Source organism: Acinetobacter harbinensis, assembly GCF_000816495.1.
Classification (GTDB): domain Bacteria; phylum Pseudomonadota; class Gammaproteobacteria; order Pseudomonadales; family Moraxellaceae; genus Acinetobacter; species Acinetobacter harbinensis.
In genome coordinates this window covers 62335-88030 of record NZ_JXBK01000001.1, presented here as the reverse complement: position 1 = coordinate 88030, position 25696 = coordinate 62335, and the positions used below count along the sequence as shown (strand labels likewise).

Sequence of the window (25696 nt, the reverse complement as noted above, 5' to 3'; positions counted from 1 at the left end):
ATATATCTGCGCTGACTTTATCTTTAAAAGCCAGCACAGATAAAAATAACTAGCAGCTTAAGCCCGATTAAGCTGGCGATTAATCATATATAAACGACTTAACAGCAAGATACAGGCCACGGTTAATCCAATAATCAAGCCGACCCAGACGCCAGCGGCTTGCATTTGGGTAAAGCGGGCCAAATAGACGCCGGCGGGAAAGGCAATCACCCAATAAGAAATCATGGTGATCCACATCGGGCCTTGCGTGTCTTGCATACCGCGCAGACAGCCGGCTGCACTGACTTGCCATGCATCCATTAATTGATAAGCAATCGCGAACAGCAATAAATACATCGCCACTTCAGCCACAGCATAATCCGTGGTGTAAATGGCCACAATGTCAGCGCGGAAGAACCAAATCAGCAGCATGGTCACCACTGCAAAAATGGTGCCGGTGATCAAGCCTAAATATTGCACTTTACGCATCGCAGCCCAGTTTTTTTCACCATAATAGGTGCCGACTCGAATGGTTAGGGCAATCGCCAATGACATCGGAATCATAAACAATTGTGAGGTCACAGAAATAGCCACCTGATGCGCCGCCACCAAGGTTTCACCCAACGGGCTTAATACAATGGCCGCCGTGCTAAAAATACTGACTTCAAAAAAGATCGCCAGTCCAATGGGACAACCCAACTGTAAAATACGTTTGACCCAATAGGGATTAATTTTTTCCCATCCCGTAAAGATTTGGGTTGTTTGATAGGCTTTGCCTTTAAAGACATAGGCGGCTAAAGCGAAGAACATGATCCACTGTAAAATGGCGGTGGCAAAACCACAGCCGGCACTGCCCAAGGCCGGAATCGGCCCGATGCCATACATAAAAATAAAGTTAAGCGGAATGAGCAGCAATAATGCCAGTAAGCTAATGGCCGTCACGGGTCGAGGATGACCAATGGCTTCGGAGTAACCACGCAGTGCTGCATACATGGTCACGGCGGGCATACCCAAGGCAATGGCGTGCAAAAATAAGCTGGCTTTGGGCAATAACACCGCAGGCACACCCAAAATAGGCAACAAGAACGGCATCAGCTGTAAAATTAGTGCCGCAATAATTCCTAAAATTAGTGCCACCCATAAAGATTGCCGCGCAATAATGGCAATTTTTTCCGGCGTACGTGCGCCATTGGCTTCAGCCACGAGTGGTGTGGTGGCAATCATAATGCCACTAAACAGCAGCATAATCGGAATCCATAAACCGACGCCCACCGCAATGGCGGCCAAGTCAGTGGCCGAGATATGACCTGCCATAATGGTATCAATTAAGCCAAAACCTGCTTGGGAGAATTGGGTCAGCAAAATGGGAATCATTAAATGAAAAAGTTTTTTTAATTCATAACGGGTGGTGGGGGGAGATAAAACATTAGCCACAAAAATTACTCATCCTGTGCTTAAAATAAGGAGTACTTAGCGCTGTAAGGTCAGCAGCACCCCGATAAAAATGACGATGCCACCCAGCAGACGTTGCCAGTGAATGGGCTGTTTTTCGGTACCCAGTAAACCAAAATGATCGAGGAGCATAGCAGTGGCCACTTGACCAAAAATAATCAAGCCAGATAGGCTTAAAAAGCCCAGTTTAGGCGCAGTATAAATACTCAAACTGATGGCATAGACGCCTAAAAAGCCACCTAACCATAAAAACCAAGGCACTTGCATCAGTGTGCTGAAGGTGGGTTTATCGCTATTTTGAAAAAACACCAAAATAGCCAGTGCTATTGTACCCACCAAAAAGGACAAAAGCGCAGCTTGTAGTGAGGAATGCAGATATTCTTTTAACTGCGTATTCAGCGCTGTTTGTACCGCCATAGCAACACCAATGGCCATGGCCAGTGGCAGTAACGCGAACAGTTGACTGGTTATTTTCATGATTTCTATCATCTAATTATTGTTAACTTTGAATAGATTAGCCTAGCTGATTCAACAATTCAGCAGTGTATTGATGCAGTCATGTTAAAATAAGCACCTTCCTTTTTTGTTGTTTTGAGCTTATCTCTTGGCTGATTTAAATCCTGCGCTGGTTCCCTTGTCTTTATACATTCATATGCCGTGGTGTGTGCGTAAATGTCCTTATTGTGATTTTAATTCGCATGCTGTTCCAGACGGGAAGTTATCGCTGGCTTTAGAAGAGAGCTATTTACAAGCCTTGGTGGCGGACTTCAAAACTCAGCTTGATTTTGCGCAAGGTCGTCAAATTCATAGTGTTTTTATTGGCGGTGGTACGCCATCTTTAATTTCCGCCCAAGGTTATCAGTGGTTATTTGCTAAGCTTAAACAGCTGATTGTTTTTGAGCCCAATTGTGAAATTACCTTAGAGGCCAATCCCGGAACGCTAGAGCACGATCCGTTTATTGGTTATTTACAGGCCGGTATCAATCGTCTGTCGATTGGGGTGCAAAGCTTCAATAGCGCACATCTGCAAAAGTTAGGCCGGATTCACAGCAATGAAGATGCACTGAATGCCATTCACTTGGCGCAAGAGGCGGGTTTTAAACGCATTAATGTGGACTTAATGCATGGCTTACCCGAGCAAAGCTTAGAACAAGCCTTACTCGACTTAAAGTTGGCAGTTGAACAGGGCGCAACGCATATTTCATGGTATCAATTAACCATCGAGCCGAATACCGTATTTTTTCGCACCCAGCCGGTTTTACCGCTTGATGAGGTATTAGAAGACATTCAGCAGCAAGGTGAAGCTTATTTAATGGCGCAAGGCTTTATCAATTATGAGGTGTCTGCTTGGCGTAAAGAGCAGCCATCGGCACACAATTTAAATTATTGGCAATTTGGCGATTATCTGGCGATTGGTGCCGGTGCACACGGCAAAGTGACCCAAGCCGATGGCATTTATCGTTTTCAAAAAACGCGTTTACCCAAAGATTATTTAGCCCACGTGCCGGCAGAACATATACAGTTTAAAAAGATTGAAGATGATGAACTACCGTTTGAGTTTATGATGAATGCGCTACGCTTAAATGCCGGTGTAGAGGCCAAACTATACTCTGAGCGCACGGGTTTAGAGTTGGCTGCATTAGAGGTAGCCTTAGATTCACTACGCGCACGGCAATTATTGCTGCAAGATAAAAACCGAATTGCCTGTACCGAACATGGTCATATGTTTTTAAATTCAGTCTTACAAGAATTTATTGATTAAATCGTGCCGATGGCTATTCGCGCGATGCGACTCCGGCCCTATAAACCCAAGCTATACATGAACTTTTTTAATCAATCTGTCTAGGGGCTGACATTAAAGCCGCATCCTGTAAATCATCACAATAATAAAAGAGACCGTTATGCAATTAAGAACATTACAATCTACTGATCATGCAAATTGGCAACAGCTTTGGCAGGCGTATCAGGGTTTTTATCAGGTGGCCTTTAATCCTGAACTGGCTCAACGGACTTTTTCCCGCTTGCTTGATCCTCAATCCGCTATGGGCTGTCAGGTGATTGAGCATGAGCAGCAGCTGGTTGCTTTGGTGCATTATGTTTTTCATCCCAGTACGTGGACGCCAGAAGATTATTGCTATCTGCAAGATCTTTTTGTCAGTCCGGCTTATCGGGCCCAAGGGCTGGGTCGACAACTGATTGAGGCGGTGTACAGTGTAGCTGAAACGCAAAAGTGTAGCCGCGTGTATTGGTTAACCCATGAAAGCAATACCTCAGCGCGCAGCCTATATGATCAGGTCGCCGATCACGTTGGCTTTATTCAATACCGTAAGAATTTAATTCCTTAAACAGGACAGGCTTTTAATGCGCTGGACTGTATGTACAGCTGACCTCTACGCTGCCAAATGTGGCTCAGGCCAAGTCAGCGCGAACAGTACATGAATGGATATTTTATTCGACTGACCTGACTAAATTTTTGATAACCAAAAAACCAGATCAGCTGTATAGAAACACCATAGAAAAAGCTATGATCAATGCCTATTCATCCCTGATGGAAATCAAAAAAAATGCTTAAAAAATCTAAGATTAAACACTATGTAATACCACTGATGTTGAGTTGTTTTGCCATGCCTGCCATGGCGGCCATTAATGTCTATGGGCCGGGTGGTCCTGCGCCCGCAATGCAAGAAGCGGCCAAGCAATTTCAGAAAAAAACGGGTATTGATGTCACCGTGACTGCAGGGCCAACATCGCAATGGGCGGAAAAAGCCAAACAGGATGCAGATGTTATTTATAGTGGTTCAGAAGCCATGATGTCTGATTTTGAATTAACCTTTGCTGAGCAAATTATCAAAAATACCGTTGAGCCGCTTTATTTGCGTCCAGCGGCTATTTTAGTGCGTCCGGGTAATCCAAAAAATATTAAAGGCTTTAAAGACTTAACCAAAGCGGGCACCAAAGTGTTGGTGACGCATGGTGCAGGGCAAGTAGGAATGTGGGAAGATATTGCGGGTAGAACTGGCAATATCCAATTAACCAAAGCATTTCGTAAGAACATTACCACTTATGCACCGAATACCGGCGCTGCCAAGAAAAACTGGCAGGAAAACAGCAGTTATGATGCATGGTTGGTGTTTAATATTTGGGGTGTGAGCAATCCAGAGATTGGAAAAATTATTCCTATCGAGCCAGAATTGGTCATCTACCGCGACACTGGCGTGGCATTGACGCAACATAGTTTAAAAAATACTGAAGCAAAAAGCTTTGTCAGCTTTTTGGACTCTAAACAAGGTCAGTCTATCTTTAAGCAATTTGGCTGGAAAAAGTAAGTTACTTTAAGTCAACGTCGCTTTTCAATAAAGTGATGCTGATTAGCGCATGTAAAAAAGCCCACTGGCTTATCACAAGCCAGTGAGCTGTTTAAATGAAGTTAAATGAATTAACGATTACGATGCCAAGCATCACGTGACGCTTGTTTGGCTTCTTCCCAAGACAGGCGAGACTCTGCTTTGGTGATTTCCCATTTGGTACGCAAATCTGGTTCTACATCTTCAAAACGTGTTTCAGGCGTATATTCAGCGCGGTTTTCATAGCCTACACGATAGGCATCGCGGTAATCTCGATCATAGTCTAAATCAGGATAAGTGGTTTTACTGGTCGTATAATAGGGTTGATTGGCACTATTTTCACGCCAATAAGCATCTTCAACGGTTGGATCAATCGCTTCACCTGCGGCATGACCCGCTAGGCCACCGACCACTGCACCCACAACACCGCCGACTATCGTTCCGACTGGACCCGCTGCAGTACCAATGGCTGCACCTGCTGCTGCACCGCCCGCTGCACCTAAACCTGTACCTACAGGATGTGAACCTGGCTCACCGGTAATCGGATCTGCATTTAAATCTTTTTTAACTTGATCTGGTGCATTTTTAATACGATCACGATCATAATCGGAAGTCGTCATCATTATTCTCCTTATCTTACTTTTATGATTATGGAAATGAAGCTGTAGCGCTTATTTCCTTCTATATTGTGTTGATAGAATCTAGCTTATAAATCTTTTGTGTAAGTGCATAGAGGCAAAAAGCCCGTTTTGAGTTAACGAATGTACTTGAAAGTAAATAGAACTCTAATTGTGTAAATAATCACGCGTTTCCTCGATCATTCTTACAAAGTAAGTCGAATGTAAATGAGCAATAACGATAGATTACCTTGTGAGTGATTTTAATTTCTTCACTGAAATGAATTAAAAGGACTGACTTTGGATCTAAATCTTCCATCTTTTTTAATCAAATAAAAATATGATTATCAACTATTTAAATTGTATTTAAGCTGCTGATTAATTTTTTGGTGAGTTGAAATCAAAGATAGATTTTTTTACTCGACGCTATTTTTATTCGATGGATACAATATCGATGTAGATAACAAGCTGCTGTATTTTAAGCCTCAGCAGCATTTTATATTGCTGAATGATGCTCAGTTTTAGCGCTTAAAATGACGTGATTTGATTGCTTATTTTTGAATTTTTTATCTAGGTCTAAGCGTAAAAAAGAGCGCCGAAGCGCTCCTTTTATACTTTTAGCAACAGGACAGTTTAGTAATCAAAGCTGAAGTGCTCAGGTGCAAGCGAGATCATGGTTTTTGATGGATTAACCATGGCTTCTGCATGACCTTGCGTACGCGGCAAGATCCGTTCAAAGTAAAAATCAGCCAATTTGATTTTGGCTTTATAGAACTCTGGTGTTTCTGCACCCGTGCCTGACTCTAATTTCTCTGATGCCACAGCGGCTTGTTGCGCCCAGTAATACGCCATCATGGCATAACCTGAGAACATCAAAAAGTCGACCGATGCACTGGATACGATATCGCGGTCTTTACGCGCCGCCAACATAATACGCACGGTTAAAGCGTTCCACTGTGCACAAATCTTGGTTAAGTCCCACGCAAAACGGCGCATGTATTTGTTACGCGCATGACGGCCACAGAAACGTAAAATTTCCGCAGTATAGTCACGAACCACTTTGCCTTTAGAGGACAGCAACACTTTACGACCAATTAAGTCGAGTGCTTGTACACCGGTAGTTCCTTCATACAAGGTGGCAATACGTGCATCACGGGCAATTTGTTCCATACCCCATTCTTTGATATAACCATGACCACCAAAGACTTGAATACCGTGATTGGCTGCTTCTAAACCGAGCTCGGTTAGGAAACCTTTCAGGATTGGGGTATAAAAACCCAGTTTGTCATCATACTCATCAAATTTAGCTTGATCACCTTGGCTCAAGGCATCAGCCATTTTATCGGCAATTTGTGCGGCATGATAAATCATGGCACGACCGCCTTCAGCAATGGCTTTTTGCGTTAGCAACATACGACGTACGTCGGCATGATGAATAATGGCATCTGCTGGTTTTTCTGGATCTTTTTTGCCAGATAGTGCACGCATTGACATGCGATCTTTGGCATAAGGTAAAGCACCTTGGAAAGACAATTCAGCATGTGCCACGCCTTCAACCGCCGTACCAATACGCGCCGTGTTCATAAAGGTGAACATGGCATGTAAGCCTTTATTCTCTTCACCAATCAGGTAACCAGTGGCTGCATCAAAATTTAACACCGCAGTTGCAGACGCACGGATTCCCATTTTATGTTCAATTGAACCACAGGCTACGCCATTGCGTTCGCCGACACCGCCCTCTGCGTTTGGCAAAAATTTAGGCACGATAAATAAGGTAATACCTTTGGTGCCTGCGGGTGCATCGGGAAGGCGCGCCAAGACAATATGCACAATATTTTCAGTCAGGTCATGTTCACCGGCTGAAATAAAGATTTTCGTGCCAGTGATTTTATAACTGCCATCTGCTTGTGGTTCAGCTTTGGTTTTCATCTGACCTAAATCTGTACCACATTGTGGCTCAGTCAAACACATCGTGCCTGACCAAGTGCCGGCAGTCAGATGTGGCATATAGGTATTTTTCTGTTCATCTGTACCGAATTGCATGATGGTGTTCATACAACCCATGCTCAAACCCGGATACATGGTGAATGACCAGTTGGCTGTACCCATCATTTCAGATTTAATCAAATTCAGTGACATAGGTAGACCTTGGCCACCAAATTCTTCCGGATAAGACAAACCTTGCCATCCGCCTTGTACAAATTGGTTGTAGGCTTCTTTAAAACCTTTAGGCGTGGTAACAACGCCATTGTCAAAATGACAGCCTTCTTCATCACCGGATTGATTGATCGGTGAAAGCACATTTTCACAAAAATCTGCTGCACCTTCCAAAATCATATCGACGGTATCTGCATCGGCAGCTTCACCATTGGATAATGTTTTGTAATGGGCAGGGTAATCAAAAACTTCGTTCATTAAGAAGCGAATGTCGTGGAGTGGGGCTTTATACGCTGGCATAGTCTTAATCCTAATTTAGAAATAGTTTTGGATTATCTGGATCGATAGTTTAATTATTCACATTGGTTGAGAAAATACATTGATGATGTCGCCTTATAAAAATGTCAGAAAGGCGAATTACCAATTAAACAGCAAGGCCACGCTGTGGCGGGTTTTAATACTTAAACAATTTTTTTTGCTACAATTTTGTTGAGATTTAAAAATAAAATAAACAGTTAAAATAGTCTGTTACTTCACATTATAGCATGTGAAGTGGATGTGAAATAATACGATAGACTAAAGCGATACAGGCACATAAAGCTCTGTCATAAAATCCACTTCTGCTTTTGATGCTAGGCGTATATTGAAAAGAAACAGTTGCTTGCCTCCTTTCAATCGCCTCTTAATTTATTTTTATAAAAAATCTTTTAATTTTGGTTTGATACCATGCCAAATAAAGAATGCTTCAATCGCTTGAGCAACCAACATGCCGTAACCCTCAGCAGTCGGCACATGACGCGCTTGGGCTTGCTGTAAAAAGCGAGAAGCTTTGCCATAGGCCATTTCATAGGCATATTTAAAATGTAAATTTTCCGGTAAAACCACGGCATCGCCAGTTAAACTGGCAGAAGTGGCATTAATGACAATATCAAATTGACCGCACAGGTCATCTAAAGCCATGGCTGTTAGCTGGGTGTCCGGCACAGCACTGTGTAAATCTGCGACCAATTGTTCAGCGCGCGCCAAAGTACGATTGGCAATGACAATTTCTTTCACTCCCGTTTGTGCCAATGGATAAATCACACCACGCGTGGCGCCACCTGCACCGATAATTAAAATTTTACTGTTCTGAAGCGGCCATTCTAAGGCGGTCATGGCATCCACCAAGCCTTGGCCATCGGTATTGTCGCCATGCAATTGCCCATCTTGCATCCATAGAGTATTTACGGCTTGCGCAATTTGTGCGCGCGGACTGAGCACTTGGCACTGAGCAAAAGCTTGTTCTTTAAACGGCACAGTGACGTTCATGCCAATTCCGCCTTCAGCAAAAAAGCGTTGCATGCTGGTTTCAAAGCCATCTAAAGCGGCCAATCGCTTATGGTAATCTAATTCAATGCCGGTTTTTTGAGCAAAAGCCTGATGCAGCTCTGGAGAGCGCGAGTGTTCGATGGGATGACCAATGACCGCAAATTGTTTGCGCATTTCACAATATCCTTGTACGGAAATGGCATTCAATATACGTTATTTTAAGGACAGGCTAAAGTCAGAATAAACAAACAATATTTGCAGACTAATAATTTGATTTTAAAAACAATGAATCATCAAGGATGTGACTTAAGGATTGCAAATCTCGTGAATCATTTCTTCTAACCACATGGCAGCGGTAAAAAATAACGCCAATGCCGCAAATACGGTAAAAGTAATGGATAAGCTGTCTAAAAGTGTGTTCTGTGACGCTAAGGTAATGGCAATAGAGCCAATAATAAGCGTCAAAATTGACCAAAACAAGATCTCTTTTTGCTTTAAAATTTTGCGAAACATAGTGGCTGGTGTTCTCCTTAAAGCATCTTCTGGGTCAAGATAGACAGGCTTTAACATGGTTGTTGAATCGCTCAGTTTAAACGATTTTACGCTGACTATAGGTGTCGATGCTGTAAGAAAATATATTTTAAAGGAGGGAACGGTGAAGGCAGAGACCATTTCTTTGAATTGTTGTACTTATCTAGCAATTATTGTTGATAAAAAGTCTAGCTATTAAAAAATCCCTTTCTCTGATTACAGAAAAAGGGATTTAAGAGCGTACCATGATTAATTTATTTGCTTAGTTCATTTAACCAGTCACGCGGTTTTAAATAATATTCGGTTAAACGTTTTTCCGCTGAACCATCATCCCACTCTGCACGGTACGACCAACTGACTAAATTCGGTAAGCTCACCAAAATTGATTCAATACGTCCGCCCGTTTGTAGGCCAAACAAGGTGCCACGGTCATAAACCAAATTGTATTCCACATAACGACCACGACGGTGCAATTGAAATTCGCGCTGCGCTTCGGTATATGGGGTATCTTGATGGCGTTGGAAAATCGGTAAAATTGCTTCTAAATAGCCATTGCCCACCGCTTGAATATATTTAAAACAAGTTTCGAAATCCCATTGATTAAGATCATCAAAGAATAATCCACCCACACCACGCTGTTCATCACGGTGTTTTAAATAGAAATAATCATCACACCATTTTTTATGTTCGTCATAAACCGTGTCACCAAATGGAGCGCACAGATCGTGAGCTTTTTGATGCCAAGCCAGTACATCTTGATCATCCGGATAAAATGGGGTTAAGTCGAAACCACCACCAAACCACCAAATTGGCGCTTGTCCTTCAGGCTCTGCCACAAATAAACGCACGTTGGCATGAGACGTCGGCACATTGGGATTTTTAGGATGAATCACCAATGACACGCCTAATGCTTGCGCTTGAGCGCCAGCAATTTGTGGGTGGCGTTCAGTGGCCGAAGCGGGCAGTTTTGAAATATTGATGTGAGAGAACATCACACCACCTTTTTCAATAACGCTGCCGTCTTGTAGTACACGTGAACGACCGCCGCCGCCTTCGGGACGTTGCCAATCATCAATCTCAAATTGAGCCGTACCGCCCCCATTGAATTCCTGTTGTTCTAAACCTGCACAAATACGGGCTTGTAAATCGAGAAGAAATTCACGAACGCGTTGAATATCTGCTGAAGTGGGGTTCTGCATAGATGACCTCTATTGCATGATTTTAAGGACTAAATACATCAAAACACAAAGTCATAAAAAAAGTAAGGGATTTTTTAACATCAGATAAAAAATCCCTAAATCCTGTGATTTATCGCAGATAGTAACGCTGATTAAAAATCGCCTTCGTCATACATATGTGCCATACGATCATGCTTGGTTTGTAGGTATTCGGCATTAAAGGGATTTAAACCGACCGTTAAAGGAACGCGAGTCACGACTTCAATACCAAGTTCAGTCAATGCATTTAGTTTTAACGGATTATTGGTAATTAACTTCACCTGACTGATATTGAGGTGATCGAGCATAATGCTGCACATGTCGTAACGGCGCGCGTCAGCAGGCAAATTCAACATTAAATTGGCATCGACCGTATCATGTCCTTGATCTTGTAAGGCATAAGCACGAATTTTATTGGTCAATCCAATGCCGCGGCCTTCTTGGCGTAAATATAGAATCGCCCCTTGACCGACTTCATTGATCAGTTTTAAGGTGGCTTGCAGTTGTGGGCCACAATCACATTTTAATGAGGCAAACGCATCACCTGTTAAGCATTCCGAGTGAATACGCACCAATACCGGTTCAGTGGGAGCAAGCTCTAGACCTTTGGACAGCGCGACATGTTCTTCGCCACTTTTCGGATCTTGGAAAACAGTGATTTTAAATTCACCAAAAGCCGTGGGTAATCTGGATGTTGCGACAAACTCTATAGGCACTGTTTAACCCGTCAAATAGTTCATTAATAGGTTAAAGTATAGCGTAATGCTTGGACATTGCTAGAATTGCTATGATGAAATTATACAGAAGGTTTTCTTTTTTGTATAAAGCGCACAATAACAGTTGATAAATAGTAAGATTATTCAGGATAATCCTGTTCTGGAACAAACACCCAGTGTTAGAGATGAACCTCTAAACTGCATCGCTAGAAATGTGGCTGATTTAAAGGTGATACAATTCGACACTTAGACTCGAATACCCATTTACCTAGCTTAGGATTTGCCAGGCTTTAGAAGGCTTTGCCATTTATGTTGTATACACAAATACCGACTCGCCGCCCTGTAACACCGCTGCTAGATACAATTGATCATCCGCAGCAATTACGTCGACTTGAGCGCGGCCAATTAGAAAAAGTGGCAGACGAGTTACGTCAATACATTTTGTATGCAGCAGGACAAAGCGGTGGCCACTTTGGTGCCAATTTGGGGGTTATTGAGCTGACCGTAGCATTACACTACTGTTTTAATACCCCCCATGACCGTCTGATTTGGGATGTTGGTCATCAAGCCTATCCGCATAAAGCGTTAACCGGTCGCCGTGAACAATTAATCACGATTCGTAGTAAAGATGGACTGGCCGCATTTCCGACTCGTGAAGAATCTGTGTTTGATACCTTTGGTGTAGGGCATTCCTCCACCGCAATTTCAGCCGGACTGGGTATGGCTTTGGCGCGTCGTTATCAAAAAGACCCGTGTGAAGTGGTGGCTATTATTGGCGATGGTGCGATGACTGCCGGTATGGCTTTTGAAGCCATGAATGATGCAGTGGCACACCAAGCCAATTTAATCGTGGTGCTCAATGACAATGATATGTCAATTTCATGTAGCACCGGTGGCTTTGCCAAGCATTTGGCTGCCATTTGGGAAAGTGGTCAATCGGTTCATATTTCAGAAAGTGGTGAAGCATTTGTACAGCCGCATCCAGAGTGGTTGTACAACTCGCGTTTGCATCGCTCGGCAACCGACGCTGCCGACAATTTGTTTAAAGCCATTGGTTTTGACTATTTTGGTCCCTTCGATGGGCATGATGTGCAGCAATTAACCCAAGTCTTTCAAGCGTTAAAAAAACGTTCAGGGCCGCGCTTAATTCATATCTATACCAAAAAAGGCAAAGGCTTTGAACCGGCCGAGGCCGACCAAATTAAATACCATGCCATCAGTAAAATAAATTCAGCCGCAGCCGCAAACCTTGCGCCTAAATATGCCGATGTCTTTGGTCAATGGTTATGTGATCAAGCTGCACAAGATGACCGCTTATTGGCGATCACTCCCGCCATGTGTGAAGGTTCGGGAATGGTACAGTTTGCCAAACAGTTTCCCGAGCGCTTTTTTGATGTGGCGATTGCAGAACAACATGCCGTGACGCTGGCAGCTGGCATGGCCTGTGAAGGCTTAAAACCAGTAGTGGCTATTTATTCAACCTTTTTACAACGTGGCTATGACCAATTGGTGCACGATGTTGCACTACAAAATCTAGATGTAACTTTTGCCATCGACCGTGCTGGCTTGGTGGGAGAGGATGGACCAACACATGCGGGTGCTTATGATTATGCCTTTATGCGGACCATTCCCAATATGCTGATTATGGCGCCGAAAGATGAAAATGAATGCCGACAAATGTTGCATACCGGTTATTTATACAATGGTCCTGCGGCGATTCGTTATCCACGTGGCAATGGCATTGGGGTTGAAATCCAACAACAACTCACCGCTTTAGAGTTGGGTAAAGCTGAAGTGCTGGCGTATTTTAATGAACACTGCGATGAGCAAATCACTTTATTGGCCTTTGGAAGCCGCGTCAGCGCTACACTGGAGGCGGCACAAAAGTTAGCACTGTTACATGAGGTGGCTATTTGTGTGGTCAATATGCGTTTTATTAAGCCTTTGGATCAACAGCTGCTTAATGAGCTGGCCGTAAAAACCAATCTGTTTGTGACGATTGAAGAGCACGCCGTGATGGCGGGTGCGGGCAGTGCGGTGAATGAGTATCTGGCACAAGCACACTGGGTGAAACCAATCTTAAATTTAGGGCTGGCGGATACGTTTATGCATCAGGCTTCACATGCACAAATGTTGCAACATGCGGGATTAGATGCTCAAGGTATTGAAAAATCAGTACAACACGCGTGGTTAAAGCTTGGGCAAACCAGCTTATCGTGAAGAGATAAAGTTTAATAACATTTTTTCCCTAAAAGCCCGTAAATTTGCTAAAATGTGCGGGCTTTTATGCATTATTCTTTATCAATTTCTCAAATTTGTAGTGGGTGTTCAATGGAACCTATGGTGGTTATGGCTGCGCGTGCGGCTCAGTTAGTTGGTCAAGAGCTTTTAAAAGCGCATCAAAATCGTCATAAACTCGATCTACAAGTCGAAGAAAAAGGCATTGATGGTCCAGTGACACGCGTAGATCGTTATTTAGAACAATTAACCATCGACACGTTGCGTAAAAGTTATAAAAATCATAGCTTTTTAGGTGAAGAGTTCGGTCTACAAGAAGGTAAGGGTAACGACGCTGATTGGTGTTGGGTGATCGATCCTTTGGATGGCACGTTAAACTTTATCAATGGCGTCCCTCATTTTTGTATCTCTCTTGCAGTGAAGCATAAAGGTGTAGTTCAACACGGCGTGATTTATGATCCAGTCAGAGATGAGCTTTTCTCTGCCAGTCGTGGTCGTGGTGCGATGATGAATCAACGTCGTATTCGCGTAAATATTAAAGACAGCTTAGACAATACTTTCTTGTCCGTCGGTCACGCTTATCGTGTGATGCGCAACGGTGAAATTGTCTCTTATGCTAAAAACCATTTTGAAACCTTATTAAATGTCACAGAAGCCGGTGCGCAATATCGCCGTACAGGTTCTGCGGCATTAGATTTAGCATATGTTGCTGCCGGCCGTTTTGATGGTTACTTTGAACTGGGTTTAAAACCGTGGGATATCGCTGCGGGTGAACTATTGGTTAAAGAAGCTGGCGGTACTGTAGTGGATGCGCGTGGTGGTAGCGATTCAATGGAAAATGGCCAAGTTATTGCCTGTTCAATGAAAATGCTTAAACCTTTAATGCGTGCTGTTGTTCCGGCATGGGGCGATGCAGCGAAGTAACACTTGTTCTGCTCTAAGCACACAAACTAAATTTGACAATGAGCGTATGAAAATACGCTCATTTTTTTATCTCTAAAGTTAAAGATTTAATGCCAATGATTGACTTAATGTCTCATTAAGCATTTTATTAAACTTTGTCCGATCTTACTTTATTGAATTATAAGCATAAATACCAAATAAATAGTCTGCTATAAATAAAGATGAATCACGTTTAAGAAGAACTAAGCTGCAAGTTTTGAGGACTTTATAGGTTAAGCGTTAATTTTCTCACTATATATGTGATTAAAAAACAAACAAAATTCATTTTAAAAAAGAGTGAGTTACTGAAAAAAACCGTCTAAAGTGTGAAATTGATCGAAAAAAATGATTACTTTTAAAAATGTTTCTGTTATCATGCTGGCACGCACTTAAATTTCCGTTCTTTACCTGAACATTATCTTCTAATCATTGTCTGCGCGTTCTGTCCATAGAGAGGACATATCCTTCGCGCCCAATCGCTTAAGCGATTCCTTCAGGTTTGCGGCCGTAATCATATACGTGCGTTATATCCACATCGTCGTTATTCGGATCGTTGCTGAATTTTTTAATTTTCAGCTCTATTTGCTGTGCCGGTTTTTGCCGATGTCCATGTTGTAATTTATTAAATGGAGCACCCACTTTAGGGTGAACACTCTCTATGAGCAAAACTTTTGCTGATTTTTCCCTCGATGCTACTCTTATTCAAGCAATCGAAGGTTTAGGTTTCACTACACCAACTCCTGTACAAGAACAAGCTATTCCAGCTGCACTTGAAGGTAAAGACCTTCTCGTATCGAGCCAAACTGGTTCTGGTAAAACTGCTGCATTCTTACTTCCAACGCTAAATGCTTTGGCAACTGAAGAAGCACTTTCATCATTTAAAGATCGCATGAAAGCGGTTACTCAACCAAATATCTTAGTGATTTCGCCAACTCGCGAACTTGCACAACAAGTATGTCAAGATGCGATTGCATTGGTTCGTCATATGAAGGGTGTGCGTGTTGCTGCGATTATGGGTGGTATGCCTTTCGCTAAACAAATTCAACAATTAAAAGGCGCACAAGTTGTCGTTGCGACTCCAGGTCGTTTACTTGATCTTGTAAACCGTCGTCAAATTAAACTTGATAAAGTTGATGCGTTAATTGTCGATGAAGCTGACCGTATGCTTGATCTAGGTTTCTCTGAAGACTTAGAAGCTATTGGTGAGTTAGCGGCAAACCGTAAACAAACTTTGATGTTCTCTGCAACATTTGCACCGCGTATTGTGACTCTTGCTGAACGCATGATGAATAATCCACTGCGTATTGCAATTGAAACAGGTCATTCTACCAATACAGACATCACCCAAACATTGCATTGGACTGATGGTTTTGAACACAAGAAAAAACTACTTACCCATTGGTTGTCTCATGAGTCAGTAGATCAAGCGGTTGTATTTGCATCTACGCAAGAAGATACAGATATGTTGGCTGAAGAACTTGCTGAAGCAGGTCTATCTGTTGTTGCGCTTCATGGTGCAATGCCACAAACCGTTCGTAACCGTCGTTTACGTAGTATTCGTGAAGGTCGTGCAAAAATCCTTGTGGCTACCGATGTAGCGGCACGTGGTCTTGACGTACCAACAATTTCACACGTAATCAACTTCGGTTTACCGATGAAAAATGAAGATTATGTACATCGTATCGGTCGTACAGGTCGTGCTGGTCGTACCGGTAATGCCATTACTTTGGCAACTTACCGTGAACGTGGCAAGATTCGTGCGCTTGAAGACTTCTTAGATGCGCGTTTAAACGTATCTGAAATTGAAGGTCTTGAGCCATCTCCACCTCCTGCACGCGGTAGTCGTGATGGCGGCGGAGCTGGTCGTGGTCGTGATGGCGGTCGTGGCGGTTTCGGTGGTGGTCGTGGTCGTGATGGCGGTGGTCGTGGTAGCAGTTTTGGTGGTGGCGGTCGTGGCGGTGATGATCGTCCACGTCGTAGCTATGATGACAAACCACGTACTGAGCGTCCAGCTTATGCCGGTGGTGATGATCGTCCACAACGTTCGTTTGATGACCGTCCTAAGCGTGATTTCGGTGATCGTCCAGCGCCACGTCGTGAAGGTGGTTTCGCTGACCGTCCACAACGTTCGTTTGATGACCGTCCTAAACGCGATTTCGGTGATCGTCCAGCGCCACGTCGTGAAGGTGGTTTCGCTGACCGTCCACAACGTAGCTTTGCTGACAAACCGCGTTCTGCCGATGACAATCGTGGCAACCGTGTAGATTACAAACCAGCACGTGAAGGGGATCGTTCTGCTCCACGTCGTGAAGGTGATCGTCCAGCGCCACGTCGTGATTTCGGTGATCGTCCTGCTACTCCACGTCGTGAAGGCGGTTTCGGTGATCGTCCACAACGTAGCTTCAGTGATGACCGTCCTAAACGTACTTTTGGTACAGAAGAACGTCCACGTCGTAGCTTTGATGACAAACCACGTACTGAGCGTCCAGCTTTTGGTGGTGAAGATCGTCCACGTCGTAAATTCAACGACTAAGTTTTTGATTAAACGCAGTTAAAAAAAACCGGTGGAAACACCGGTTTTTTTATGTAATTAATGTTTGATCCTGTCGATCAAAAATGTATACTAAATCATGGTTTTTAAAAAATTCGATAAGTATGAATAATCATTCAAGTCATTATGTCTATAATTTTAATCAAGAGTTGGTTATGCCGTATATTGGTCTGATCTTAGTATTATGTAATGCTGCATACTATCTATATAATCTTTTTTTGTAAGATAAGCTCGTATCTTTAGCGCGGCTTTAAAAAAATAAAACCACAATAAAATTCACTAGAAAATTATCTCATTGATTGCTTTTGCTCTAAAAGTGACATTTCTTATGCTAATCCTTTATAGTATGCAGGCTGCAAATATGTAGGAAAGCGCTCAGCTATGAATAATCCAATACCCTCGCTATCTCAGTCCTTGATTGAGATTAAGAATCTGAGCTTTAAAAGAGGGGATCGCATCATTTATGACAATATCAGTTTAGATATTCGTCGGGGTCAAATTACGGCGATTATGGGGCCATCTGGTACGGGTAAAACCACTTTATTGCGTTTGATCGGCGGTCAGCTGATTCCAGATTCAGGCCAAGTATTACTAGATGGAACAGATATTGCCAGCATGACGCGTTCAGAACTATTCGCTGCGCGCGCGCGTATGGGAATGCTGTTTCAAAGTGGTGCGTTGTTTACCGATATGACCACCTATGAAAATGTTGCCTTTCCCTTACGCGCCCATACGCAATTGCCTGAGCATCTTATTGCTGAAATCGTGGCGTTAAAATTAGAATCTGTAGGTTTACGCGGCGCAGAACAATTAATGCCTTCAGAGCTATCGGGTGGGATGAACCGCCGCGTGGCTTTGGCGCGTGCAATTGCGCTTGATCCCGAATTAATTATGTATGACGAGCCTTTTGCCGGACAAGATCCGATTGTGATGGGCGTGTTGAGTCGTCTAATTCGCTCTTTACGTGAAGCCTTAGATTTAACCACCATTATTGTTTCGCATGATGTGGTCGAGACCTTGTCTATTGCTGACTATATTTATGTGGTGGCAGAAGGCAAGATTCAAGGACAGGGTAGTCCTGCTGAATTAAAACAGCATGCATCACCTTTTGTGCGTCAATTTCTAACGGGCGCTATCGATGGTCCTGTCGATTATCAATTTAGCCATCGAGCTTATTTAAGTGATGAGGTAGGTTCATGAATGCCCTTGCCTTATTGGGTAGACGCGTTATTGAGCGTGTCCGTGGTATCGGTTTAGCCACATTAATGTTATTCCAAATTTTATGTTCTATGCCGACGCGGCTGGGCGTAAAGCTGTTTATTTATCAGATGCATCGCATTGGCGTGATGTCTTTATTGATCATTGCTGTGTCTGGTTTGTTTATCGGCTTGGTACTGGGTCTGCAAGGCTATTCTATTTTGGTCAATGTGGGTTCTGAAGCCATGTTGGGCACTATGGTTTCCTTAACCTTACTACGTGAACTTGCTCCTGTGGTGGCGGCATTGTTGTTTGCTGGACGCGCAGGTTCAGCATTGACAGCTGAAATTGGTTTAATGAAAGCCACAGAGCAGTTATCCAGTATGGAAATGATCGGTGTTGATCCTTTAAAGCGTATTGTCTCGCCGCGTTTATGGGCCGGTATTGTCAGTTTACCAATGCTGACGGTAATTTTTGCTGCCATTGGAATTTTGGGCGGCAAATTGGTGGGCGTAGATTTTTTAGGGGTCGATGAAGGCTCTTACTGGAGTGGTATGCAAAGTGCCGTCCAGTTTAATCATGATGTGGTCAACGGTATTATTAAAAGTATCGTTTTTGCCATTATTTGTACGTGGATTGCAGTCTATCAGGGCTATGCCTGTGAGCCGACCTCTGAAGGCATTGCAACCTGTACCACACGTACTGTGGTGTATTCGTCATTGTGTGTATTAGGTTTTGATTTTGTGTTGACTGCGGTCATGTTTGGAGGGGTTTAATGAAATCACGTACAAGTGAGCTGACCGTCGGTGCTTTTGTGGTTATTTTTGGCATCGCATTATTTTTCTTGGCGATGAAAGTCAGTGGCTTATCGGGTACCAATTTACGTGATGCGTATGATATGAGCGCACAGTTTGACAACGTCAATGGCTTAAAAACACGCGCCAAAGTCACCATGAGCGGTGTTACTGTGGGTCGGGTGACCGAGATTACCCTTGATCCTGTCTCTCGTTTGGCCACCGTAGAATTTGAGTTGGATGGTAAGTTAACCTCGTTTAATGCGGAGCAATTGAAAACGGTTAAAGCCAATGCCTTAGATGAGTTGCGCTATAGCAGTGACTATACCCAAGCATCGCCTGCACAACAAAAAGAAATGGAAAAGCAACTGCTGGATAACATGACCTCCATCACCAGTATTGATGAAGATGCTTATATTATGGTTTCAACCAATGGTCTATTGGGTGAAAAATATTTGAAAATTGTACCGGGCGGTGGTTTAAACTACGTGAAACGTGGTGAACGTATTGCCAATACCCAAGGTACAATGGATTTAGAAGATTTAATTAGTAAGTTTATTACTGGTGGTGCAGGTAAATCATCAGAAAAATCAGCGAATGAACAGACATCAACTGAACCAGCAGATGCTTCATTCGTTGAATAAATTGGAGAGTAAATTCTAGTGAATACTTTAGTGAAACAAACGCTGACTGCAAGTATCTTATCGACCATGCTGGCGAGCACTGCATTTGCAGCACCGGCCGAGGCACCACCAGCGTTCATTAAAAAAGTCGCTGATGGGCTGATTTCACGCTTAAAAGCGGATCAGGCTAAATTGCAGAATAATCCAACTGCTGTAAAAGCCGTTGTGCGTCAAAACCTTGATCCGTATATCGACTCACAAGCTTTTACCCGTATTGTGATGGGTACGTATGCGACCAATCAATACAGTAGCGCGGCACAACGTGCACAATTTGAACGTAATTTTCGTGAAACTTTAATTGAAAACTACGGCAGTGCCTTTGCCAAGTTCTCCAATCAAAGTTATAGCATACGTCCGTATAAAGACAGCAATAGCAAAAATCCAGTGGTAACTTTGGATTTCAACAACAAGGGCGAAAAAATTCCGGTCTCGTTCCAATTGGTTGATAAAGGCAGTCAATGGAAAATCCGAAATATCAACGTATCCGGTATTGATTTGGGCTTACAGTTCCGCAATCAGTTTGCTGCAACGGTAAAGCTTAACGGTGGTAACTTGGATAAAGCCATTGCTAACTTCGAACCTGATGCAGATGCAGCGGTTAATAAAAAATAATGCGGTAGGTGTAGGATGATTGAGCTTGTTCAGCAAGAATTGCAGGTTTCTGGAAAGATAGATTATCGCAATGCAGAAACTTACTATCAACAAGGTTTGGCATTGATTCAAGCGCAGTCGCAGTTTCCGATGGTGGTGAACTTGGCGCAGTTAGAGCATGGCAGTACTTTGGCTTTGGCGGTGTTGATTCGTTGGTTACGTGCCACACCAAAAGCGCGCGGTCTGCAATTTAAAGCTGTGCCTGAAAAAATGCTGAAAATTATTCAAGCCTGTCATTTGCAAAATGATTTGCAGCTTATCGCTTAACCAGAACTGTTAAAAAAAAGCACCTTCGGGTGCTTTTTTGATTTTAAGGAAAATAAAATTTTTGTTCATACAGACTTATTTTATCTGCTAACCCGTACAGGCAGGAGCAAGGCTTAAATCCATTTTTTCCAGCGGAAATAGATCAATGGGCCAAAGAAGAACACCACTAAAATTGCCCCAACCATCATAAAACTGCTGCTGCCTTGAGCAAATGGCAACACATCGGTATTCATGCCATAAATACTGGCCACCAACATGGGAGGTGCTAGCATACTCGGTAAAATCGAGAAGCGACGAATGGTGTCATTTTGTTCGGTGTTAATGAAGCCGGATGTGGTATCGAGTAAGAAGCGCACCTTTTGGAATAAGAAGGCATCATGTTCCACCAACGAGCGTACATCTTCACTTAACTCGCGGATATCGGCATCGTAAATATGACTGCCCAATGCACGTGGACGGGCTAAAAAAGTCAGCACACGGCGTAAATCAATTAAACACAATTGCGCTTTTCCAAGTACATCTTCTAATTGTGCCAAACGGGTAATCATGTCGTCTAGGTCGAGCATCTGTTCACGATGTCGATTATTCAGCACTTCGGTGGAGTATTTTTCTAAATCTTTATGGATGTCTTCTAAAATATCTGCCAGTTCATCCAGTTTGGCTTCCAATAAGCCCAATAACACCCAAGTGGGATCTTTGTATTCCATCTCGTAGTCATTGCGTCGCGCTCTAGCACGAAAGGCGCGAAAGGCCACCAGTTTTTCACCGCGTAGAGTAAACAGGCGGTCTTTATGTAGAATAAAGGCCACGGTCTGCACGGTAGATAAAATGTTGGAGCTGTCATCCGGTTCGCCATCGACCTGAAAGTTTTTATTTTTCGTTAAAAAATAGGTGCTGATATGTAAAATCCCATCGTCATCACGGTAGAATCGTGCCGATGAGGAAATATCCTCTAAGGATTTTAGCGTAGGTAGGTTTTGCCCATAGGCATCAAGTACCCATTGTTGTTCTTCTTGTGAGGGTGCAATTAAGTCAATCCATACCAAATCTGGATGCAGGTCAAAGCCACCATTAATGGTCGCATCTTCCAAACTGCCGCGCTCTGTGGCGTAAAAGGCTTCAAGCATGTGGTCTTTGCTCCATGGCGCAGTATGGGTGAATCGATGGGTGTATTTTAGACAAGGAATCTAATAAAAACACGGATCGATTCACTTTTTTGTTAAAAATCTCCTGAAAATTTACTTTATTAGTGGCATAGCTTGAAAACGGGGTGAAAAAATGACAACTTCGATCGCAATTTTTTGTGGTTCTGCTTTGGGTACCGATCGCATTTTTTTAGACAGTGCGCAGAAAATGGGTCAGACGCTTGCACAACAAGGCAAAACACTGGTGTATGGCGGTGGTCGTTCAGGTCTGATGGGCGTTTTGGCCGATAGCGCATTACAGGCCGGCGGTCGAGTAATTGGCGTGATTCCGCATGCCTTGATGGACCGCGAATTGGCACATCCGCATTTAACCGAATTGCATGTGGTCAGTAATATGCATGAACGTAAAACCAAAATGTCAGCGTTGTCGGATGGCTTTATTGCTTTGCCGGGTGGTTCGGGAACATTGGAAGAGATTTTTGAACAGTGGACGTGGGCACAATTGGGTATTCATGGCAAACCGTATGCTTTTTTAAATGTCGCTGGTTTTTATGATGATCTGCTTAAATTTATTCAGTTAACCACCGCCAAAGGTTTTACCCATACACGTTTTATGGACAGTATGATTGCTTCAGATTGTATTGCTGATATTTTGCAGCAATTTGAACATTTCCAAGCGCCGCAGCCAAAATGGGGTGTGGCCGATCAGCAAGAGTTAGTAAAATAAAGATGAAAACGATTACCGTGGCGGCGGCCATTATTTTAAATCAACAGCAGCAACTTTTGGTGGTGCGTAAACGTCATACTGCTTGTTTTATGCAAGTTGGCGGTAAGCTTGAAGCAGGAGAATTACCTGAACAGAGCATGCTGCGAGAAATTCAAGAAGAAATTGGGTGTCAGGCCACGATTCAACAGTTCGTGGGGCGTTTTGAAACAGCCACCGCCAATGAGCCTGATCATCAACTCATCAGTTATCTATATTATGTAACCTTGGATCAGTCGCCTCAAATGGATGCGGAAATTGCCGCCATGCAGTGGGTCGATTTAGACGATGATCAGACCACACTGGCACCGTTAACCACAGAAATTGTTATACCGTGGGTAAGGCAGTTTTTAGCGCATCAAGCGCGTGCATAGTACTGTACTGAATCGGCTTTAAGCTTGGGTTTGGTTTTTTGAGTAAGGCTGTCTTAAATAGCAAAATCAAAATCTAGAAAAGTGTTTAATGCTCTGCACTGGCAATACAGGCTGCATAAATTTTCTGGCAACCCAATTGTTCCAGTTGCAGGCTAAGCGCGTTAATGGAGCTGCCCGTAGTGACCACATCATCAATAATCAATACACGGCGATAGCGTAGTTTTAGCTGCGGCTTGATTTGAAATTGCGATTGGATATTTTGCATGCGCTCTAAACGGCTCAAACCTTTTTGTGCATGTAAATCATGCCGCGACACAGGCTGCCAAATGGGAATGTTTAAATGCCGTGCGACAATTTTGCCAATCAGCAAGGCTTGATTATACCCGCGCTGTGCAAGCCGTTCATGCGAGATGGGCATTGGAACGATGGCTTGCACCTTGGGTAAGCGTAGCGCAATCAGGCTACCAGCCAGTAGGTCCTGAAAATGTAGCTGTTGTTCATATTTAAATTTTTGAATGATCCGATCTATAGGATAGTCATAGTGGCAAGCCACCTGAATCTGTCTTTCTTGACGCTGTACGTGGTTTTTTAACCACGGCAATTGTTGCCAACAATCACCGCACAGAGAATGCTGTTGCTGTGAGTCAACCCCACACAACTGACACCGATAAAATGGCGTTAAAAGATGTTTAAATATAAGCATAACGCGGTGCTTCAGGCAGCCAGCGTTTTAACAAGGCATCTGCACTGGCAGGGTCTGCTGTTAAAATTTGCTGTGCCACATAATGGGCTTGATTAAGCAGATGGTTGTCGCGTTCTAGTTTGGCCACCCGAAAACCCATGTCACCGGTTTGTTTGGTACCAAGTAATTCTCCCGGGCCACGAATTTCTAAATCTTTTTCGGCAATCATAAAGCCATCATTGGTTTCACGCATGATTCTTAAGCGTTCCTGCCCATTTTGACTCAGTGGATGTTTATAGAGCAGTGCGCAAAAACTGGCGGTGGCACCACGGCCGACGCGTCCACGCAGTTGATGCAATTGTGACAGTCCCAAACGTTCGGCATTTTCAATCACCATAATTGAGGCATTGGGTACATCGACGCCCACTTCAATCACCGTGGTGGCGATCAACAGCTGTAAGGTGTTGTGTTTAAATTGTTGCATGACCGCCTGTTTTTCTTCCGCCTTCATTTTACCATGCACCAAACCGACATTTAATTCGGGAAAGCGCAGTTGAATATCTTGAAACATGGCTTCGGCGGCTTGAGCATCTAAAGTTTCCGATTGTTCCACTAAGGTGCAGACCCAATAGGCTTGTTTGCCGGCCATACAATTACTCACGGTACGCAGTAATACTTCTTCGCGGCGCTCTAAAGGAATGGTCACGGTTTGAATGGGCGTGCGACCGGGAGGCAATTCATCAATCACTGAAGTATCTAAATCGCCATAAGCCGACATGGCTAGTGTGCGCGGGATAGGCGTGGCGGTCATCACCAATTGATGCGGTGTCATATTGTTGCCGCCTTTATTGCGCAGTGCCAGACGTTGATCAACACCAAAACGATGCTGCTCATCAATAATCACCAAACCCAATTGAGCAAAGCCGACTGTGTCTTGAAATAGGGCATGCGTCCCAATAACCAACTGCGCTGTGCCATTTTTAATGGCTTGTTCTGCAGCCAGTCGCGCTTTACCTTTTTGTTTGCCGGACAGCCAAGCCACACTTAAGCCAAGCGGCTCAAACCATTTTTTAAAATTTAGATAATGCTGTTCGGCTAAAATTTCAGTCGGTGCCATTAATGCCACTTGCCAGCCTTCTTCTAAAGTATGACAGGCGGCGATTGCAGCCACTAAGGTTTTACCGGCGCCAACATCGCCTTGCACCAAACGCAGCATGGGTTTGTTTTGCTGTAAATCCTGCATGATTTCTGTGGAAACGCGCTTTTGTGCGGCGGTCAGACTAAACGGTAAACTGGCCAATAAGGCTTGGGCAAACTTTTGACTGGCCACAAATGAAGGGGCTGCAATTTGCTGAATATAGGCACGGCGGGCCAATAAACTAATTTGATGTGCCACCAGTTCTTCAAAGATTAAGCGTTGCTGGGCAGGGTGTGCGCCTTGGGCCAGTTGCAGCATATTGGCATCGACCGGTGGCTGATGAATATAGTGCAGCGCTTGTTTCAGCGCATAACCATTGGTGAACTTTTCCGGTAGTAGCTCAGGCAAATCTTCACTGTGCTGTTTGAGGGCTTGTTTGACATAGTCACGCAGTTTGCTTTGCGTTAGACCGTCGGTGGCAGGATAAATTGCGGTCAGTTCAGTTTTAGGTAGCGGCGTGTGTTCAGTAATCAGCTGAATTTCCGGATGATAAAGCTCTAAGCCACGCGCACCGACGCGAACTTCACCAAAAATCCGTAGCCGATGCCCAAGTTTGGCACGGTCGGTTAAGGCTTTATACACATGATAAAAGCGCAAGGTGACTTTACCAAAATCATCCTGCAACAGCACCGCCATTGATTTACGCTTGCCGGGTGGGAAGTCGACACCTTTCACCACACCTTCGAGTAAATAGCTGCGCCCCACGGTCAATTGGTTCATGGCGATGATCGTGCTACGATCTTCATAGTCACGCGGCAGATGAAACAACAAGTCATCTGTGCTGAAAATGTTTAATTTTTCAAGTAAAGCAGTAGAGGCAGTTCCTACCCCTTGCAATTGATGGACTGCAGCCATGTCCCCTCAACTTAAGTTATATCATCAGGTGCTTA

At 43.7% G+C, this 25696-nt stretch carries 24 protein-coding genes; 13 read left to right on the top strand and 11 right to left on the bottom strand.

Going from position 1 to position 25696, the window contains the following annotated elements:
• Positions 1 to 57: 57 nt before the first annotated feature.
• Both SE27_RS00505 and SE27_RS00500 read right to left on the bottom strand, forming a co-directional pair.
• The gene (locus tag SE27_RS00505; RefSeq protein WP_319802646.1) at positions 58 to 1353 is read right to left on the bottom strand and encodes an MATE family efflux transporter; all 1296 of its coding nucleotides are present in this window, start codon (positions 1351 to 1353) and stop codon (positions 58 to 60) included.
• A 96-nt stretch (positions 1354 to 1449) separates the two neighbouring features.
• Positions 1450 to 1911 (bottom strand): DMT family transporter, encoded by a 462-nt coding sequence (locus SE27_RS00500; protein WP_039623703.1) that lies wholly within the window; start codon positions 1909 to 1911, stop codon positions 1450 to 1452.
• 124 nt (positions 1912 to 2035) lie between these two features.
• Here SE27_RS00500 and hemW point away from each other — a divergent pair, with 124 nt between their 5' ends.
• From hemW to SE27_RS00485, 3 genes are all read left to right on the top strand, one after another.
• Positions 2036 to 3193, top strand: coding sequence for a radical SAM family heme chaperone HemW (hemW, locus tag SE27_RS00495; RefSeq protein ID WP_039619905.1), 1158 nt, complete (start codon positions 2036 to 2038; stop codon positions 3191 to 3193).
• A 139-nt stretch (positions 3194 to 3332) separates the two neighbouring features.
• Positions 3333 to 3776 carry a GNAT family N-acetyltransferase gene (locus tag SE27_RS00490; RefSeq protein WP_039619903.1) on the top strand — a complete coding sequence of 148 codons (444 nt, stop codon included), beginning with the start codon at positions 3333 to 3335 and terminating at the stop codon, positions 3774 to 3776.
• Between the two features lie 261 nt (positions 3777 to 4037).
• Positions 4038 to 4757, top strand: coding sequence for a substrate-binding domain-containing protein (locus tag SE27_RS00485; RefSeq protein WP_370686749.1), 720 nt, complete (start codon positions 4038 to 4040; stop codon positions 4755 to 4757).
• A 110-nt stretch (positions 4758 to 4867) separates the two neighbouring features.
• Here SE27_RS00485 and SE27_RS00480 read toward each other — a convergent pair whose 3' ends face one another.
• The 6 genes from SE27_RS00480 to ribA all read right to left on the bottom strand — a co-directional run bounded on the left by SE27_RS00480 (position 4868) and on the right by ribA (position 11321).
• On the bottom strand, positions 4868 to 5395 hold the full coding sequence (locus tag SE27_RS00480; protein WP_039619899.1) for a glycine zipper domain-containing protein: 528 nt from the start codon (positions 5393 to 5395) through the stop codon (positions 4868 to 4870).
• A 630-nt stretch (positions 5396 to 6025) separates the two neighbouring features.
• Entirely contained in the window at positions 6026 to 7849 is a 1824-nt protein-coding gene (locus SE27_RS00475) for an acyl-CoA dehydrogenase C-terminal domain-containing protein (RefSeq protein WP_039619897.1), read from the bottom strand.
• 393 nt (positions 7850 to 8242) lie between these two features.
• Entirely contained in the window at positions 8243 to 9031 is a 789-nt protein-coding gene (gene aroE, locus SE27_RS00470) for a shikimate dehydrogenase (protein ID WP_039619895.1), read from the bottom strand.
• Between the two features lie 132 nt (positions 9032 to 9163).
• Positions 9164 to 9427 (bottom strand): hypothetical protein, encoded by a 264-nt coding sequence (locus tag SE27_RS00465; RefSeq protein ID WP_227504619.1) that lies wholly within the window; start codon positions 9425 to 9427, stop codon positions 9164 to 9166.
• A gap of 215 nt (positions 9428 to 9642) precedes the next feature.
• On the bottom strand, positions 9643 to 10587 hold the full coding sequence (gene hemF, locus SE27_RS00460) for an oxygen-dependent coproporphyrinogen oxidase (protein WP_039619893.1): 945 nt from the start codon (positions 10585 to 10587) through the stop codon (positions 9643 to 9645).
• A gap of 131 nt (positions 10588 to 10718) precedes the next feature.
• Positions 10719 to 11321: a GTP cyclohydrolase II gene (gene ribA / locus SE27_RS00455; protein WP_039619891.1), complete on the bottom strand. Its 603-nt coding sequence runs from the start codon at positions 11319 to 11321 to the stop codon at positions 10719 to 10721.
• Between the two features lie 309 nt (positions 11322 to 11630).
• On the opposite strand from ribA, the gene dxs reads away from it, so the two are divergent.
• From dxs to SE27_RS00410, 8 genes are all read left to right on the top strand, one after another.
• On the top strand, positions 11631 to 13541 hold the full coding sequence (dxs, locus tag SE27_RS00450) for a 1-deoxy-D-xylulose-5-phosphate synthase (protein WP_039619889.1): 1911 nt from the start codon (positions 11631 to 11633) through the stop codon (positions 13539 to 13541).
• 111 nt (positions 13542 to 13652) lie between these two features.
• The gene (locus SE27_RS00445; RefSeq protein WP_039619887.1) at positions 13653 to 14483 is read left to right on the top strand and encodes an inositol monophosphatase family protein; all 831 of its coding nucleotides are present in this window, start codon (positions 13653 to 13655) and stop codon (positions 14481 to 14483) included.
• 676 nt (positions 14484 to 15159) lie between these two features.
• On the top strand, positions 15160 to 17034 hold the full coding sequence (locus SE27_RS00435) for a DEAD/DEAH box helicase (protein WP_039619884.1): 1875 nt from the start codon (positions 15160 to 15162) through the stop codon (positions 17032 to 17034).
• 399 nt (positions 17035 to 17433) lie between these two features.
• Entirely contained in the window at positions 17434 to 18252 is an 819-nt protein-coding gene (locus SE27_RS00430) for an ABC transporter ATP-binding protein (RefSeq protein WP_039619882.1), read from the top strand.
• Positions 18249 to 19025 carry a lipid asymmetry maintenance ABC transporter permease subunit MlaE gene (gene mlaE, locus SE27_RS00425; protein WP_039619880.1) on the top strand — a complete coding sequence of 259 codons (777 nt, stop codon included), beginning with the start codon at positions 18249 to 18251 and terminating at the stop codon, positions 19023 to 19025. Before SE27_RS00430 ends, mlaE begins: the two co-directional genes overlap by 4 nt.
• A complete protein-coding gene (gene mlaD, locus SE27_RS00420; RefSeq protein ID WP_039619877.1) occupies positions 19025 to 19687 on the top strand; it encodes an outer membrane lipid asymmetry maintenance protein MlaD in 663 nt (220 codons plus the stop codon). Before mlaE ends, mlaD begins: the two co-directional genes overlap by 1 nt.
• An 18-nt stretch (positions 19688 to 19705) precedes the next feature.
• The gene (locus SE27_RS00415) at positions 19706 to 20338 is read left to right on the top strand and encodes an MlaC/ttg2D family ABC transporter substrate-binding protein (RefSeq protein ID WP_039619875.1); all 633 of its coding nucleotides are present in this window, start codon (positions 19706 to 19708) and stop codon (positions 20336 to 20338) included.
• A gap of 15 nt (positions 20339 to 20353) precedes the next feature.
• Positions 20354 to 20644 (top strand): STAS domain-containing protein, encoded by a 291-nt coding sequence (locus SE27_RS00410; RefSeq protein ID WP_039619873.1) that lies wholly within the window; start codon positions 20354 to 20356, stop codon positions 20642 to 20644.
• A gap of 113 nt (positions 20645 to 20757) precedes the next feature.
• On the opposite strand, the gene SE27_RS00405 is transcribed toward SE27_RS00410, so the two are convergent.
• Positions 20758 to 21771: a magnesium and cobalt transport protein CorA gene (locus SE27_RS00405; RefSeq protein ID WP_039619871.1), complete on the bottom strand. Its 1014-nt coding sequence runs from the start codon at positions 21769 to 21771 to the stop codon at positions 20758 to 20760.
• Between the two features lie 151 nt (positions 21772 to 21922).
• Between SE27_RS00405 and SE27_RS00400 the strand changes: the two genes are divergently transcribed.
• Both SE27_RS00400 and SE27_RS00395 read left to right on the top strand, forming a co-directional pair.
• Positions 21923 to 22516, top strand: coding sequence for an LOG family protein (locus tag SE27_RS00400; protein ID WP_039619870.1), 594 nt, complete (start codon positions 21923 to 21925; stop codon positions 22514 to 22516).
• A 2-nt stretch (positions 22517 to 22518) separates the two neighbouring features.
• Entirely contained in the window at positions 22519 to 22926 is a 408-nt protein-coding gene (locus SE27_RS00395; RefSeq protein WP_039619868.1) for an NUDIX hydrolase, read from the top strand.
• A gap of 85 nt (positions 22927 to 23011) precedes the next feature.
• Here the strand turns inward: SE27_RS00395 and SE27_RS00390 are convergent, their stop codons facing one another.
• Entirely contained in the window at positions 23012 to 23629 is a 618-nt protein-coding gene (locus SE27_RS00390) for a ComF family protein (RefSeq protein ID WP_039619867.1), read from the bottom strand.
• Positions 23616 to 25661, bottom strand: coding sequence for an ATP-dependent DNA helicase RecG (gene recG / locus SE27_RS00385; protein WP_039619865.1), 2046 nt, complete (start codon positions 25659 to 25661; stop codon positions 23616 to 23618). Before recG ends, SE27_RS00390 begins: the two co-directional genes overlap by 14 nt.
• Positions 25662 to 25696 lie beyond the last annotated feature (35 nt).

What these genes read in the sequence shown, in the direction of transcription:
- SE27_RS00475 (WP_039619897.1), bottom strand. Translation starts at nt 7,849, where the DNA reads ATGCCAGCGTATAAAGCCCCACTCCACGACATTCGCTTCTTAATGAAC.
- mlaE (WP_039619880.1), top strand. Translation starts at nt 18,249, where the DNA reads ATGAATGCCCTTGCCTTATTGGGTAGACGCGTTATTGAGCGTGTCCGT.
- mlaD (WP_039619877.1), top strand. Translation starts at nt 19,025, where the DNA reads ATGAAATCACGTACAAGTGAGCTGACCGTCGGTGCTTTTGTGGTTATT.
- hemF (WP_039619893.1), bottom strand. Translation starts at nt 10,587, where the DNA reads ATGCAGAACCCCACTTCAGCAGATATTCAACGCGTTCGTGAATTTCTT.
- SE27_RS00430 (WP_039619882.1), top strand. Translation starts at nt 17,434, where the DNA reads ATGAATAATCCAATACCCTCGCTATCTCAGTCCTTGATTGAGATTAAG.
- SE27_RS00395 (WP_039619868.1), top strand. Translation starts at nt 22,519, where the DNA reads ATGAAAACGATTACCGTGGCGGCGGCCATTATTTTAAATCAACAGCAG.
- SE27_RS00480 (WP_039619899.1), bottom strand. Translation starts at nt 5,395, where the DNA reads ATGACGACTTCCGATTATGATCGTGATCGTATTAAAAATGCACCAGAT.
- SE27_RS00390 (WP_039619867.1), bottom strand. Translation starts at nt 23,629, where the DNA reads ATGCTTATATTTAAACATCTTTTAACGCCATTTTATCGGTGTCAGTTG.
- SE27_RS00435 (WP_039619884.1), top strand. Translation starts at nt 15,160, where the DNA reads ATGAGCAAAACTTTTGCTGATTTTTCCCTCGATGCTACTCTTATTCAA.
- SE27_RS00410 (WP_039619873.1), top strand. Translation starts at nt 20,354, where the DNA reads ATGATTGAGCTTGTTCAGCAAGAATTGCAGGTTTCTGGAAAGATAGAT.
- SE27_RS00505 (WP_319802646.1), bottom strand. Translation starts at nt 1,353, where the DNA reads ATGATTCCCATTTTGCTGACCCAATTCTCCCAAGCAGGTTTTGGCTTA.
- aroE (WP_039619895.1), bottom strand. Translation starts at nt 9,031, where the DNA reads ATGCGCAAACAATTTGCGGTCATTGGTCATCCCATCGAACACTCGCGC.
- dxs (WP_039619889.1), top strand. Translation starts at nt 11,631, where the DNA reads ATGTTGTATACACAAATACCGACTCGCCGCCCTGTAACACCGCTGCTA.
- SE27_RS00445 (WP_039619887.1), top strand. Translation starts at nt 13,653, where the DNA reads ATGGAACCTATGGTGGTTATGGCTGCGCGTGCGGCTCAGTTAGTTGGT.
- SE27_RS00405 (WP_039619871.1), bottom strand. Translation starts at nt 21,771, where the DNA reads ATGCTTGAAGCCTTTTACGCCACAGAGCGCGGCAGTTTGGAAGATGCG.
- recG (WP_039619865.1), bottom strand. Translation starts at nt 25,661, where the DNA reads ATGGCTGCAGTCCATCAATTGCAAGGGGTAGGAACTGCCTCTACTGCT.
- SE27_RS00490 (WP_039619903.1), top strand. Translation starts at nt 3,333, where the DNA reads ATGCAATTAAGAACATTACAATCTACTGATCATGCAAATTGGCAACAG.
- SE27_RS00400 (WP_039619870.1), top strand. Translation starts at nt 21,923, where the DNA reads ATGACAACTTCGATCGCAATTTTTTGTGGTTCTGCTTTGGGTACCGAT.
- SE27_RS00465 (WP_227504619.1), bottom strand. Translation starts at nt 9,427, where the DNA reads ATGTTAAAGCCTGTCTATCTTGACCCAGAAGATGCTTTAAGGAGAACA.
- SE27_RS00485 (WP_370686749.1), top strand. Translation starts at nt 4,038, where the DNA reads ATGTTGAGTTGTTTTGCCATGCCTGCCATGGCGGCCATTAATGTCTAT.